Origin of the sequence: Nocardia vulneris, from assembly GCF_001613425.1 — a bacterium.
Classification (GTDB): Bacteria; Actinomycetota; Actinomycetes; order Mycobacteriales; family Mycobacteriaceae; genus Nocardia; species Nocardia vulneris.
The window spans coordinates 155,687-168,408 of record NZ_BDCI01000001.1; the positions used below are offsets into that span (position 1 = coordinate 155,687).

General features: G+C 68.3%; 13 protein-coding genes. 9 read left to right on the plus strand and 4 right to left on the minus strand.

Annotated elements, in window-relative coordinates:
* Window positions 1-14 precede the first annotated feature (14 nt).
* Both NVU01S_RS00605 and NVU01S_RS00610 read left to right on the plus strand, forming a co-directional pair.
* Window positions 15-1,220 carry an AAA family ATPase gene (locus tag NVU01S_RS00605; RefSeq protein ID WP_043678633.1) on the plus strand — a complete coding sequence of 402 codons (1,206 nt, stop codon included), beginning with the start codon at window positions 15-17 and terminating at the stop codon, window positions 1,218-1,220.
* The gene (locus tag NVU01S_RS00610) at window positions 1,217-2,443 is read left to right on the plus strand and encodes a vWA domain-containing protein (RefSeq protein WP_043678631.1); all 1,227 of its coding nucleotides are present in this window, start codon (window positions 1,217-1,219) and stop codon (window positions 2,441-2,443) included. The genes NVU01S_RS00605 and NVU01S_RS00610 overlap by 4 nt, the downstream gene beginning before the upstream one ends.
* Window position 2,444: 1 nt before the next feature.
* On the opposite strand, the gene NVU01S_RS00615 is transcribed toward NVU01S_RS00610, so the two are convergent.
* On the minus strand, window positions 2,445-3,221 hold the full coding sequence (locus NVU01S_RS00615; RefSeq protein ID WP_244467455.1) for a TIGR03084 family metal-binding protein: 777 nt from the start codon (window positions 3,219-3,221) through the stop codon (window positions 2,445-2,447).
* A gap of 118 nt (window positions 3,222-3,339) precedes the next feature.
* Window positions 3,340-3,699, minus strand: a complete 360-nt coding sequence (locus NVU01S_RS00620) for a MerR family transcriptional regulator (protein ID WP_042258216.1) — start codon at window positions 3,697-3,699, stop codon at window positions 3,340-3,342.
* Window positions 3,700-3,845: 146 nt separating this feature from the next.
* Here NVU01S_RS00620 and NVU01S_RS00625 point away from each other — a divergent pair, with 146 nt between their 5' ends.
* From NVU01S_RS00625 to NVU01S_RS00645, 5 genes are all read left to right on the plus strand, one after another.
* Window positions 3,846-4,265, plus strand: coding sequence for an Hsp20/alpha crystallin family protein (locus NVU01S_RS00625; protein WP_063048038.1), 420 nt, complete (start codon window positions 3,846-3,848; stop codon window positions 4,263-4,265).
* A gap of 148 nt (window positions 4,266-4,413) precedes the next feature.
* Window positions 4,414-4,776 (plus strand): STAS domain-containing protein, encoded by a 363-nt coding sequence (locus tag NVU01S_RS00630; RefSeq protein WP_043678657.1) that lies wholly within the window; start codon window positions 4,414-4,416, stop codon window positions 4,774-4,776.
* A gap of 86 nt (window positions 4,777-4,862) precedes the next feature.
* Window positions 4,863-5,846, plus strand: a complete 984-nt coding sequence (locus tag NVU01S_RS00635) for an NADP-dependent oxidoreductase (protein WP_052281164.1) — start codon at window positions 4,863-4,865, stop codon at window positions 5,844-5,846.
* 136 nt (window positions 5,847-5,982) lie between these two features.
* The gene (locus tag NVU01S_RS00640) at window positions 5,983-6,624 is read left to right on the plus strand and encodes a TetR/AcrR family transcriptional regulator (protein WP_043678626.1); all 642 of its coding nucleotides are present in this window, start codon (window positions 5,983-5,985) and stop codon (window positions 6,622-6,624) included.
* Window positions 6,625-6,683: 59 nt separating this feature from the next.
* The gene (locus NVU01S_RS00645) at window positions 6,684-8,168 is read left to right on the plus strand and encodes an amidase (RefSeq protein WP_043678624.1); all 1,485 of its coding nucleotides are present in this window, start codon (window positions 6,684-6,686) and stop codon (window positions 8,166-8,168) included.
* A gap of 17 nt (window positions 8,169-8,185) precedes the next feature.
* On the opposite strand, the gene NVU01S_RS00650 is transcribed toward NVU01S_RS00645, so the two are convergent.
* Both NVU01S_RS00650 and NVU01S_RS00655 read right to left on the minus strand, forming a co-directional pair.
* Entirely contained in the window at window positions 8,186-8,719 is a 534-nt protein-coding gene (locus NVU01S_RS00650) for a hypothetical protein (protein WP_156161864.1), read from the minus strand.
* 218 nt (window positions 8,720-8,937) lie between these two features.
* The gene (locus NVU01S_RS00655) at window positions 8,938-9,228 is read right to left on the minus strand and encodes a hypothetical protein (protein ID WP_043678620.1); all 291 of its coding nucleotides are present in this window, start codon (window positions 9,226-9,228) and stop codon (window positions 8,938-8,940) included.
* Between the two features lie 352 nt (window positions 9,229-9,580).
* On the opposite strand from NVU01S_RS00655, the gene NVU01S_RS00660 reads away from it, so the two are divergent.
* Together NVU01S_RS00660 and NVU01S_RS00665 are read left to right on the plus strand one after the other, a co-directional pair.
* A complete protein-coding gene (locus NVU01S_RS00660) occupies window positions 9,581-11,119 on the plus strand; it encodes a flavin-containing monooxygenase (protein WP_043678618.1) in 1,539 nt (512 codons plus the stop codon).
* A complete protein-coding gene (locus NVU01S_RS00665) occupies window positions 11,116-12,708 on the plus strand; it encodes a flavin-containing monooxygenase (RefSeq protein ID WP_244467454.1) in 1,593 nt (530 codons plus the stop codon). Before NVU01S_RS00660 ends, NVU01S_RS00665 begins: the two co-directional genes overlap by 4 nt.
* Window positions 12,709-12,722: the final 14 nt, after the last annotated feature.

The following is a 12,722-nucleotide window of genomic DNA, read 5'->3' on the forward strand; positions in this document are numbered from 1 at the left end:
CGAGGTGATCACCCATGCTTACTTCTCGCCCACTCGCTCAACTCGACGTCGCCGAGGATCTGCTGACCCTGCTCCGTGAAGCGACCACTGAACCGCGTGCCGACAATCAGTTGGCGGCACTGGCTTTGGCGGTGGCCGCCGACCTACCGGTGCTGCTCTGGGGCGAGCCGGGGATCGGCAAGACCGCGGCGCTGACCCAGCTCGCCGCCGATCTGGACCTCCCGCTGACCACGGTGATCGCGAGTGTGCACGAGCCGTCGGACTTCTCGGGTCTGCCCGTCATCGGCGCCGACCCAGCGGTGGACGGCGTGCCGATGGCGCCGCCGGACTGGGCCGTGCGGCTGGTCCGGGCCGGGCGCGGGCTGCTGTTCCTGGATGAATTGTCCACTGCGCCTCCGGCGGTGCAGGCCGCGTTGCTCCGGTTGGTGCTGGAGCGGCGCATCGGCGCCCTGCAGTTGCCGCCCGGCGTGCGGATCGTCGCGGCGGCCAATCCTCGTTCCTCCGCGGCCGATGGCTGGGAACTCGGTCCGCCCCTGGCGAATCGGTTCGTGCACCTGCAATGGACGCACGACCACGACGTCGTCGTGCGCGGTCTCGGCGGCGTCTGGCCGCACGCGGTATTGCCCAGCTTGGCGCCGGAGCGGCTGAGCGAGGCCGTCGCCTTCGCCCGCCGCGCGGTGTGCGTGCTGCTGGCGGCGCGGCCCGCCCTGGTGCATCAACTGCCCAGCAGCGAAACGCGCCGGGGCGGGCCGTGGCCGTCGCCGCGCAGTTGGGAGATGACGGTGCGGCTCATCGCCTTTGCCACCGCGGCGGGTTCGTCCCGCGATGTGCTCTCCCAGCTCGTGCGCGGCACGGTCGGTGACGGGCCGGGCTTCGAACTGCTGGCGAGTCTGGACCGGATGGACCTGCCGGACCCGGAGACGCTGCTCGCCGACCCGGCGGGTGCCGTGCTGCCCGAACGCGGCGATCTACGGCAGGCGGTGCTCGACGCAGTGGTGGCGGCGGTGCGTAAGCGGCCCGAGCAGGCACGGTGGGCGGCCGCGTGGGCAATCCTGGTGCGCGCCTTGGAAACCGGTGCGCCCGATCTCGTCGTCGTGCCCGCGACCACGTTGGCCACGCTGCGGCAGGGCGACTGGACGGTGCCGGCCGCGATCGAGGAGCTGGCCGGCGTGGTCGCGGTATCCCAGCGCGCGGATCATGCCGCGGCGGCGCGACGATGACCGTACCGTTGGACCGGGAGAAGCTCTTCGCCGCTCGACTGCATGCCGCGCGGGCGCGGCCCTACCTCGCCACCGCGTTGTTCGCGTTGCACGTAGTGGAATCCGCCGACGTGCAGACGATGGCGGTCGATCGGTACTGGCGTTGCTACGTTTCACCACGCTTCGTGGACCAGACGCACACCGCGGAATTGGCCGCCGTATGGGTGCACGAGGTGTCGCATCTGCTGCGCGATCACCACGGGCGCAGCGACCGATACGCCCGGCTGCACGAACTCACCGGGCCGGGCGAACGGTTGCGGATGAACATCGCCGCGGACTGCGAGATCAACGACGACGCGTTCGGCGACGGTCTGATCCAGCCCGAAGGCGCGGTACTGCCCGCGACTTTGGAGCTGCCCGCGGGCGAACTCATGGAGGACTATCTGGGCAAGTTCCGGCTCGGGCCGCACACCGACGGCATCGCGTGGCTCGACTGCGGCAGCGGCGCGGACGGGGCGGAGCGCGCGTGGGACCTCGGACCCGACGGTGCGGACGGGCTGAGCGAACAAGAAAGGGACGCAATCCGATTCAAGGTGGCCCAGGGCATCATCGGGCGGCCGGGCAACGTGTCCAGAGCATGGCGGCGCTGGGCCGAGGAGGCGTTGCACCCGCCACAGCCCTGGCGCGATCTGCTGGGCGCGGCGGTGCGGAGCGCGGTCCGTGCGCCGGGCGTCGGCGAGGACTACACCTACGGCCGACCGGCGCGACGTGCCGCCGCGCTGCCCGGCATCGTGCTGCCCAGCCTGCGTCGTACCCCACCGCGAGTCGCGGTGCTCATCGACACGTCGGCTTCGGTCAGCGACACCGAATTGGGCAGTGCGCTACTCGAAGTCGCCGCCATCGGCCGCGCCTTGGGCGGCCGGCGCGACCTGGTCAGTGTGGTGCCCTGCGATGCCGCCGCCACCATCGTGCATCCGCTCTGCGCCGCCGAACAGATCCCGCTGCTCGGCGGCGGCGGTACCGACCTGCGCACCGGCTTCACCACCGCCTTGCGCAGCAGACCGCGCCCCGATGTCGTCGTAGTGCTCACCGACGGTCAAACCCCGTGGCCTGCAAGCCGTCCGCCGTGCCGGACGGTCGTCGGGATGTTCCGTCGCGGCTACGGTAGGTCCTACCTCGAACACGATGCCGACTACGTCCCGGACACCCCGCCGGACTGGGCCCGCGTGGTCGAGATCGGTTGAATCAGAGGAAAGCGCGCGCTATCTCCAACCACCGCTGCGCGTCCGGACCGACTGCGGTGAGGCCGGTTTCGGCCAGGGGGCGGCGCTGAGTGGCGCGCAGGCAGAAGTCGACGGCGGTGCCGCGGATGCGCTGCGCGGCGTCGGCCGGGCCCCATGCCCATTCGTCGCCGTCGGGTCCGGTCAGCTCGACGCGGAAAGAGTCGGTGGGAGTGGGTGATCCGGCCGCATAGAAGGACAGCTCGCGTCCCAGCACGCCGAGGAATGCCACATAGCGGAGCCGGTTCGTCGGCGGATGGGCGACACCGAGGGCGTCGAAGACGTCCTGTCCGTGCGCCCACGTTTCGAGCAGTCGGAGTGGCACCATGAGGGCCGCGGTCACATCGGACCCGAACCAGGGGAACGGGCGATCCGGCGGCAGGTCACCGAGCGCGGTCGCGAGTTCGTGGCGGCCGGTGCGCCATTGCCGCAGCAGGGTCGAACGGGGCTGGGCCGCACCGGCGGCGGCGTCGAGGTCGGCTTGTCGGCCGCCCGCCGCCTCGGTCTGCCGGAGTACGTCGTCGAACGACTCCGGCGTGCGAAGGGCGGTGAGCACGTTCGCGTCGGCGGCCGCGAGATGCGCGATCTGGTGGGCGATCGTCCAGCCGGTCGCCGGGGTGGGCGCGGACCAGTCGGGTGCCGCCGAGACCAGGGCGTCGAGCGTTTCGCCTTCGGCGATCAGGTCGGTCCGCGCGAGGTCGAGCTCGACCTCGGACATGTCGAAGCCGTAATCCAGCACCATGCATCCTCACCACGCGTCGACTAACCAGGCCCGGACCCCAGCCTAGGGGTGCTTGCGGTGATATGCGTTGGGGGACCGGTCTATTCGGCCGAGTGGCGGATGGTACCCCGCCGAATGGCTAGCCCGCGGCCTCGGTGTCACGCCGACCGGACTCGCGCAACGCGGTGTTGTCGTCGCGGAGACGGTCGTTGTCGGTGTGCAGGGTGGCGTTGGCGTCTTCCAGGTCGAGGATGCGGCCGATGCCCGCCAGATTCACGCCCGCGGCAGCGAGGGTGGTGATGCGCTGCAGGCGGGCGATGTCGTCACCGCTGTAGCGGCGGGTGCCGCCCTCGCTGCGGGCGGGCGTCAGCAGACCGTGGCGTTCGTAGAGCCGCAGTGTCTGCACCCCGATCCCGGCCAGGTCGGCGGCCACCGAGATTCCGTATACGGCCTGGCCCGACGGGGGTAGGTGAAATTCCTGCTGGGGCTCCTGTGGCATCGCGCTCCTGATCTCTTGGTGCTCTCGAGGTTTTCTATTCTAACCACTTGCACTCATCTGTAGAGAGTGCTAAAACAAATCTATGTCAGATGACACAGGTTATCTGAAACGCCGAGGAAGAATGGAGTGTGTTGGAGGTGGCGACCATGCTGATGCGTACCGATCCGTTCCGTGATCTGGACCGATTCACGCAGCAGGTGTTCGGCACGGCGGCGCGACCCGCGGTGATGCCGATGGACGCCTGGCGCGACGGTGACGAGTTCCTGGTGGAGTTCGACCTGCCGGGGATCGACCCGAAGTCGCTGGATCTTGACATCGAACGCAATGTGGTGACCGTGAAAGCGGCACGGCCGGAACTGGATTCAGGGCGGTCGATGATCGCCGCCGAACGTCCGCGCGGCGTGTTCAGCCGTCAGCTGTTCCTCGGCGAAGGTCTCGATACCGACCACATCCGGGCCGATTACACCGATGGTGTCCTGCGCCTGGCGATTCCGGTCGCGGAGAAGGCCAAGCCGCGCAAGATCGAGATCGACCACGGCGAGCGGCGGCAGGCGATCGACGCCTGACCGTCCGGCGCAACACCCTTCCCGTGGGCGGGCCCGGCAGCCCGGGTCCGCCCACCCCGACGATAGTCAGAACATTCTGTGCGAGGAGGTTTCTCATGACCATGCGCACTGCCGAGTTGTGCGGTGGCGCCGCACCGGCGGTTACTCGATGAGTACCGAATCGCGAGTATTGCGAACGCATCTGGAACAGGACGCGGCGACGGCGGTACTGACCGTCGGTGGTGAAGTCGACGCCGCGTCCGTGCCGCTGTTACGTGCCGGGATCGAGGAGGCGCTCGACGCCGGGCCGGACGTGCTCGTCGTGGACCTGTCCGACGTCGGGTTCTTCGGTTCCGCGGGACTCAGCGCACTGTTGTTCGCACTGGATTCCGTGCCGCGGCGTGAACTGCGCGTCGTCGCGTCGCCGCAGGTGCGCCGACCCATCGAGGTGACGGGACTCGATCAGGTCCTCACGGTGTTCGACACCCTGGATGCCGCACTGTCGCCGGACGAAGACCCGAGTGTCGCGTGAATCCAGCTTTTCCTGTGCGCTGAGCGCAAGTATTGATTGCGGAGATTGCAGTAGACATCAATCCGGGCGGCCTCGAGACTGGGTTCATGAACTGCAATCAGGAATCGGTGGCCGTGGGCAGGATCGTGCGGCCGAGCAAGTACGGATCACCGGAGGTCCTAGAGGTCGTCGAAACGCAAGTCCCGCAACCGGATGCCGACGGTGTCGTGGTGCGGGTGCGGGCGGCCGGGGTGAACCCCATCGATTGGAAGGTCTACAGCGGTTCCTTCCATGAGGTCGACGACAACGAGAAGGACGCGGCCGGGCTCGCCGAGAACCTGCCCCGGCTCGGCCTCGAATGCGCCGGTGTCGTGACCGCGGTCGGTTCGGCCGTGACGGAGGTGGCGGTCGGCGCGGAGGTCATCGTGTACCCGGTCACCGGCGCCTACGCCGATTACGTTACGGCGCCGGTGAGTTCGCTGATCCCGAAGCCCGCCGGACTGGACTGGCCGGCGGCCGGGTCCTTGATGCTGGCCGGCCTGACCGCGACGCATGCGTTGCACGCCGCGGGTGTGCACGACGGTGACACGCTGCTCGTCCACGGCGGTTCGGGCGGGGTCGGGCTGCTGGTCGTGCAGCTGGCCGTGGCGGCGGGCGCGACGGTGATCGCCACCGCCGGCGCCCGCAATCACGCACTGCTGCAACGGCTCGGCGCGATTCCGGTGACCTACGGCACGGGACTGCTCGACCGGGTGCGGGCCACCGCGCCCGGTGCCGTCACCGCGGCGATCGACTGCGCGGGCAGCGACGAGGCGTTCGACACGTCGCTGACGGTCGTCGCCGATCGGCAGCGCATCGTCTCGATCGCGGGCGGGGATCGTCATGTCGCCGCCGGAATCAAGGTGCTCGGCTATGGACCGGGCCAGGATGCGGGCACCGAGTTCCGCAACGCCGCCCGGGCCGAACTGGCCGCACGCGCAGTCGATTTGGAAATTCTGATCGACCGTGTCTATCCCCTCGCGGAAGCGGCGCAGGCGCACAAGGCCGGGCCCGCCGGACACGCGCCGGGCAAACTGGTGCTGATCCCGTAGGGCATCGGCAACCACACCTTGCTCATGCGATCCATCCTTTGCCACAACCTCTAGTTAACGATCGTAAGGCTACGGTGGTTAGTTAACCGAAGGCAAGGGCTAACGCATGTAAGTTTTGTGTTGTAAGGTGAGCTGTATGGGCAAGAACGAGACTTCGGCACCGGTCCGAGCCCGCAACCCGCGCGGTGCGGGCGCACGACTGCGGGACGAGATCGTGGCGGCGGCGGGCGCGCTGCTCGACGAAACCGGTGACGCGAGCGCCATCACCCTGCGCTCGGTGGCGCGTCGCGCGGGCATCGCGGCGCCCTCGATCTACCGGCACTTCCCGGACCAGCCGGCGATCATGCTGGCCGTGGTGCAGGACGCCTTCGGCGAGATGGCGCGACAGCTGCGTGCCGCGTTCGACGCTGCGGGCGAGTCGCCCAGGGCGCGGCTCGCGGCGGTCTGTCAGGGGTATCTGGACTTCGCGCAGGCGCGACCCGGGCCTTATCGCACCATGTTCGGCGGGGTCTGGGTGCCCGATCTCGGCGACAGTTCGGTGTCGGAGAGCGAGATGGCGATGCTCGGGGACGAGAGCCTGCACCTGCTCGCCGCGGCGCTCGCCGACTGTGTCACCGCCGGAGTGTCCGGCAGTACCGATCCGGCCGCGGACGCGGTGGCGTTGTGGCTCGGACTGCACGGGCTCGCGCATCAGCGGGTGGTCGCGCCGTCGTTTCCGTGGCCCGCGGACATCGCCGAACGTCTCATTGCCGCGCTCGCTCACCTCGACGCGGCATGAGGTAGCCGGGCGCGTTATTGTCCTGCCACCGATGGAGTGCACGGCAGAAGGGAAAACCCATGCGGTACAACGAATATCGGACATATGACGCGGTCGGTCTGGCGGAACTGGTGGCCAAGGGCGAAGTGCAACCGGCCGAACTGTTGCACGTCGCGTTGGACCGTTGCGCGCAGGTCGATCCCGGTATCAACGCGGTGAGCCTGTTGATGGCCGAGGCCGGGCGGGCGGCAGCGGCCGCGCCGTCGACGGGGCCGTTCGCCGGGGTGCCTTTCCTGCTGAAGGATCTGGGCCAGGATTTCGCGGGGTATCCGACCTCCGCGGGCACCGGTCCGTTGCGCAAGATCGACGCCACCCACCACAGCATTGTGGTGCAGCGGTGGATCGACGCCGGCCTGGTCGTTTTCGGCAAGACCACCACGCCCGAGTTCGGGGCCGTAGCGGTCACCGAGACCGGAACCTTCGGCGCGACCAGGAATCCCTGGGACCTCGACCGGTCGCCGGGCGGGTCGTCCGGTGGCGCGGCGGCCGCGGTGGCGGCGGGGATCGTGCCGATGGCCGGCGCCAGCGACGGCGGCGGCTCGATCCGGGTTCCCGCGGCCTGTACCGGATTGTTCGGCCTGAAGCCGGGGCGCGGGATGGTGCCGGCCGGTCCGGACGCGGCCGAGAACATCTTCGGCGCCTCCACCAGCGGCGTGCTGTCGCGCAGTGTCCGCGACACGGCGGTCATGCTCGATGTGCTCAGTGCGCCCGATCCGGGCGGTCCCTACCTGTCTGCGCGCGCCGAGCAGCCCTACGCCACGGCGGTGCACACCTCACCGCGACGGTTGCGCATCGGGTTCAGTTCCGAATCCCCTTTGGGCACAACGGTGCACGCCGAAGCCGTGCGGGCAGTAGAGCACACCGCAGCACTGCTGGAGCAGCTGGGCCATCATGTGGAGCCCGCCGCGCCGCGGATCGATGGCGAGCAGTTGGCCCACGATTTCATGGCCGTGTGGACCGCCAATCTCGCGACGAAACTGGCGAAGGCTCGCCGGATCAGCGGTGCGCCGGACTCCGCGTTCGATATCACCACCCGGGCCGCGGCGGCGGCCGGGCGCGCGCAGACCGTGACGGCTCTGCTCGAAGCGCACGAGGGCTGGAATACCCACGGGCGAGCCCTGGCCGCGTTCCACGACAGCTACGACCTGTGGCTCACGCCGACGATCGCCGCGCCGCCGCTGCGCATCGGCCAGACCAAACCGCCTGCGCCGCTGGCGAAGATCCTCGGGGCGCTGCTGGAAGTCGGTGCGGGCCCGGCAATCACGCGCAGCCCGGTCTACCGCAAGATCGTGCGGGCCAACCTGACCCCGGTACCGTTCACGCCGCTGGCCAACGTCACCGGCCGGCCGGCGATGAGCGTGCCGCTGCATCGCACGGCCGACGGTCTACCGCTCGGCAGTCAGTTCGTCGGCGCTCTCGGCGGTGAGTTCTTGCTGCTGCAACTGGCCGCGCAGCTCGAGACGGCCCAGCCGTGGGCGCAGCTCGAGCCGCCCGAACCCGCGTAACGAGGTCCGTCACCGGATTACAGCAGTCGCCAGGAGTATCCGGGCGTGTTCCATGGTTCCGGGGTGTTCTGCAGCACGATCGCGATTCCGGTGTCGCGCAGGTACATGCTCGGGTTCGAGCGCGGGTACAGGTGCCATACCGGCGGGTCGATGGTGCCGCCACCACCCCAATCGGCGCGCGGATCGTCGCAGGACCCGACGATGAGGACGCCGGGACTGGTCGAGGTGTCGCCGATGAGGCACTTGGCGAAGAAGTCGAGCAGTTCGAAGCGCACCCAGCCGGAGGACTGCGTGAGCCTGGTGAAGATGTGTGGTTGGTCTGCGCGACAGGTCGTTTCGCTCTCGGCGGCACCGCGCCCGGCCGCCGCCTCGTTGTAATAGATGCAGGCCGGGCCATTGGGTGCGCCCTGACTGATCATGGTGAACTCGGGTGGGATGCCGCCGCCCAGCGCGTCCGGTCCCGCGGGTGCCTGTGCCGAACCGGTCGGCGCCGACACCGCGAGCAACGCCGCGATGGCGGCCAAGATGAGCACGAGTCTACTTCTCTGCACAACAACTCCTTCAAGGTTTTCGAATGCGGCGATATGTGCCGGATGGTCTTCGCGCGGAATCAGATCGTTCGTCGCAGCGAGACGGGGAGGATCCTCCCCCTGTGCCACACCACTTCTGGTGTCGGCGTCCTGACACTATCGGCAACCCGGGTATACCCGGCAAGACCCGAAAAGTTATGCGTTTGAAGTAGGGCTGTGCGGTTCCGGGCCGCGCCGGGTCACCGGCGGCGTCGTTGTGCCTCGTACATCTCGGCCGCGGCATTGATCCGGGCACGGGCCTCGATATGCGCGACATGGGTGCACGGGGTCGGGTCTTTCAGATTGGGCAGCACGAAGGCCAGCGGCCAGACCCACGCCAAATAGTAAGCGGGCGTGAAGAACAGCGCGGGGCCGCCGTTGATCACCTTCAGCGGCACCCCGTGCCGTTTGCGGTAGTAGATCTTGCAGACGATGATCCCGGCGGTGATGTAGGTGAGGCCGAGGATGATGCCGATGAGAGTTGCGTCCATGCGCACCACGGTGTCATCCGGACCGCCGCTCCGGTATCGGCTGAATATGGGACATGTTGGCGCACAAGCGAATTCTGTAGTCCGATCGAATGACACAGCCGGGTGGCGGCCGGCGCGGGAGGGTTCGGTTTTCGACGGCGGCCGCGTGGTCGGTGCGCCATACCTTGCGTCTGTGTCTGAGACAGTCTATCTTGAGGGTGCGCACGTCGCTTGCGGTTCGCTGAGTGTCGCGTGACTTGCTCGTCGCCGACGTCGATGGCGGCCGTCCGCCCGCGGCGGCCGACGCGCTCGCCGACCGGCTGCTGTCCCGATGGCAGCCCCTGCTTCACCGAATCGCGAAGTGAGACAAGACATGAACGAGACAGCAGCGCCGCTGTACGAGGTCGCCGTGATCGGAGCGGGCCCTGGCGGTATCGCTGCGGGTGTCAAACTGCGCCAAGCGGGCATCGAGGACTTTCTCGTACTGGAGCGCTCCGACGAGGTCGGCGGCAGCTGGCACGAGAACCACTACCCGGGGCTCGGTGTCGATATTCCGGCGCTGGCCTACCAGTATTCTTTCGCCCGAAAAGCGAACTGGAGCAGGGTCTTTCCGCGTGGCTCGGAGGTCGAGCAGTATCACATCGACGTGGCGCGGCGCTTCGGCGTGCGGGCTCGAGTGCGGTTCGGCGCCGAGGTCGAGCGGGAGGAGTGGGACGAGGAAGCAGGCTGCTGGAGGTTGGTCCTGACCGACGGGTCCACCGTCAGCGCACGATTCGTGATCAGCGCGGTGGGCGCGTTCGTCCGGCCGAAGACCGAGGTGGGCATTGCCGGTGTTCGCGCCTTCCAAGGGAAGGTCCTGCGCCCGAGCAGCTGGGATCACGACTACGACCTGTCGGGCAAGACGGTGGGCATCATCGGCACCGGTGCCAGTGCGGTGCAGATCATTCCGTCCATCGCGCCGCGGGTCGGCAAGCTGACGGTCTTCCAGCGCACGCCGGTCTGGTCGTTGCCGAAGCCGGATTTTCGTATTCCGGTTGCGCTGCAACGGGTCCTGGCAGTTCCGGGAATCCAGCCCGTGCTGCACGGCGGTGCGCTGGTGGTGGTCGATCTCGCGTTGCGTGCGGTGGTCGGGTTGCCTGGGGCAGTGGTGCACCCGGCGATGGACCGTTTCGACGCCGCCTGTCTGGCGCTGTACCGGCGCTATCTGGCGCGCGTGGTGACCGACGCACCGACCCGCGCGGCGTTGACGCCGGACTTCGGCCCGGTGGCGAAGCGGCCCACCCTGTCGAACAGCTACCTGCGGGCCTACAACCGGGACAACGTGACCTTGGTGACGGCGCCGATCGAGAAGATCACGCGGACCGGAGTTCGTACCGGCGACAAGGCGCTGCATCGGTTGGACGCCCTCATTCTGGCCACCGGTTACGAGGTCTTCTCCGACCCGGAGACGTATCGGCCGGGAACCATACTGGGCCGCAACGGATTCGACTTGGCCAAGTTCTACCGTGCAGAAGGCTTGCAGGCCTATCAGAGCGTGTCGGTGCACGGTCTGCCGAACCGGTGGACGCTGGTCGGCCCGTACTCCTGGACCGGTTCGGGCTGGCATGCGTTCGTGGAGATGACCGCCGACCACGCCGTGCGGGCGATCGCGGAGACGCGCAGACGGGGTGCGCTCTGGTGCGAGGTGCGTAAGGAGGCCGCGGACGCGTATCACCGGACGGTGCACCGGCGCGGTGAGTCGCTGCGCTACTACCTGGCCGAACTCAACGGCCATGTGCCGACCTACTATCGGAATTCGCAGGGCGACACCACCTATGTCCGGCCCTCGGGGTTCTTCGAGGCCCGGCGTGGCAACCGCCGGTTCCCGCTCGACGACTACCGGTACGAGATCCCGGCCGGAGTTTCGGCATGACACGACCGCACGACCACGGGCAGGTTCTCATGCGTTCCATCAGCACACCCGACTACGACGTGCTGGTCATCGGCGCGGGTTTCGGCGGCCTCGGCACCGGCGCGGCACTGCGCCGAGCCGGCGTCGACAATTTCCTGATCATCGACAAATGGCAGCGCGTCGGCGGCACCTGGAACGCCAACACCTATCCCGGTGTGGCCGTGGACGTTCCGTCGCCGATCTACAACTTCTCGTTCCAGCAGCGCTCGGGGTGGTCCCGGTTCTTCGCGCCCGGCGCCGAGATCCAGCGTTACGCCGAGGAAGTGGCGGATCGGCAGGGCCTGCGCGACAAACTGCGGCTCGGTTGCGGGGCGGTGCGGGCGCGGTTCGACGAGTCCGCCGATCAGTGGCGGGTACTGACCACCGACGGGGACGAGATCACCGCCCGCTTCCTGGTGAGCGCCGTCGGCGTCCTGGAACAGCCGAAGCCGCCGGCCATTGCGGGACTCGATCGATACACGGGCATGCTCATGCACACCGCGCGCTGGGACCACTCCTACGACTACCGCGGCAAACGCGTCGCGGTGATCGGTACCGGAGCGACTGCGCTGCAGGTGATTCCGCAACTGGCCGAGCAGGTCGAGCAGCTGACGGTGTTCCAGCGGACCGCCATCTGGGTAGCACCCAAACCAGACTTCGCACTGGGCCGGGCCGGTCATCGGGCACTGGACTTCCCGCCGGCCCAGCAGGTGGTCCGGCTGGTCGGCAATGTCGCCGTGAACGCGTTCCTCGGGATCGGCTTGGCGCTGTCGGACTATCCGCGCCTGACCTCGGCGGTGCTCGGCGCGGGTGAAGCGGCGCTGAAGGCCTACCTGTTCACCCAGGTGCGGGATAGTGCCCTGCGCCGCGCCCTCACACCGACCTATCGGCTGGGGTGCAAACGCCCCTCGATTTCCAACAACTATTTCAAGACCTACACCCGGCCGCACGTCGACCTGGTCACCACGGCGATCGACCGCTGCACCGAACAGGGCATCGTTACCGTGGACGGCACCCACCGGGCGTTCGACATGGTGGTGACCGCCACCGGATTCCAGGTGATGGACAAGGGCGCTACGCCGCCGTATCCCGTATACGGTTGCGGTGGCACCGAATTGGGGGAGTACTGGGACACCCACCGATTCCAGGCCTACGAGGGTGTGTCGGTGCCCGGGTTCCCCAACATGTTCCACATCTTCGGGCCCTACGGCTATGCGCCGGGTTCGGTGATCCCGCTCATCGAGGCCACCGCCGCACACAGCAGCCGGGTCATCGCCGAGGCGTTGCGGCGCGGTGCCACCCGGGCCGAGATCCGCCGGGAGCCGCACGAGGAATACTTCGCCCGCATGTCCGCCCGCAACAAGAACACCTACCTGTTCAAGCAGGGCTGTGCAGAGTCCCGCACGTACTACATCAACTACCAGGGTGACGGACCGGCCTTCCGGGCGACCACCCAGCTCGGAATGTATTGGAGCAACCGGCATTTCCCGCTCGACCACTACCGGTACACGACGACTCGGGCGGTGTCTGCGGCCGCGGACGTCGAGTCGGCGGCGGCCGAACTACTGTAGCCGGACGAGCCGCG

Bases quoted from the DNA above. Each gene is read 5' to 3' on its own strand.
- NVU01S_RS00665 (WP_244467454.1), top strand. From the start codon at position 11,116: ATGACACGACCGCACGACCACGGGCAGGTTCTCATGCGTTCCATCAGC.
- NVU01S_RS00645 (WP_043678624.1), top strand. From the start codon at position 6,684: ATGCGGTACAACGAATATCGGACATATGACGCGGTCGGTCTGGCGGAA.
- NVU01S_RS00635 (WP_052281164.1), top strand. From the start codon at position 4,863: ATGAACTGCAATCAGGAATCGGTGGCCGTGGGCAGGATCGTGCGGCCG.
- NVU01S_RS00610 (WP_043678631.1), top strand. From the start codon at position 1,217: ATGACCGTACCGTTGGACCGGGAGAAGCTCTTCGCCGCTCGACTGCAT.
- NVU01S_RS00660 (WP_043678618.1), top strand. From the start codon at position 9,581: ATGAACGAGACAGCAGCGCCGCTGTACGAGGTCGCCGTGATCGGAGCG.
- NVU01S_RS00640 (WP_043678626.1), top strand. From the start codon at position 5,983: ATGGGCAAGAACGAGACTTCGGCACCGGTCCGAGCCCGCAACCCGCGC.
- NVU01S_RS00615 (WP_244467455.1), bottom strand. From the start codon at position 3,221: ATGGTGCTGGATTACGGCTTCGACATGTCCGAGGTCGAGCTCGACCTC.
- NVU01S_RS00630 (WP_043678657.1), top strand. From the start codon at position 4,414: ATGAGTACCGAATCGCGAGTATTGCGAACGCATCTGGAACAGGACGCG.
- NVU01S_RS00605 (WP_043678633.1), top strand. From the start codon at position 15: ATGCTTACTTCTCGCCCACTCGCTCAACTCGACGTCGCCGAGGATCTG.
- NVU01S_RS00655 (WP_043678620.1), bottom strand. From the start codon at position 9,228: ATGGACGCAACTCTCATCGGCATCATCCTCGGCCTCACCTACATCACC.
- NVU01S_RS00620 (WP_042258216.1), bottom strand. From the start codon at position 3,699: ATGCCACAGGAGCCCCAGCAGGAATTTCACCTACCCCCGTCGGGCCAG.
- NVU01S_RS00625 (WP_063048038.1), top strand. From the start codon at position 3,846: ATGCTGATGCGTACCGATCCGTTCCGTGATCTGGACCGATTCACGCAG.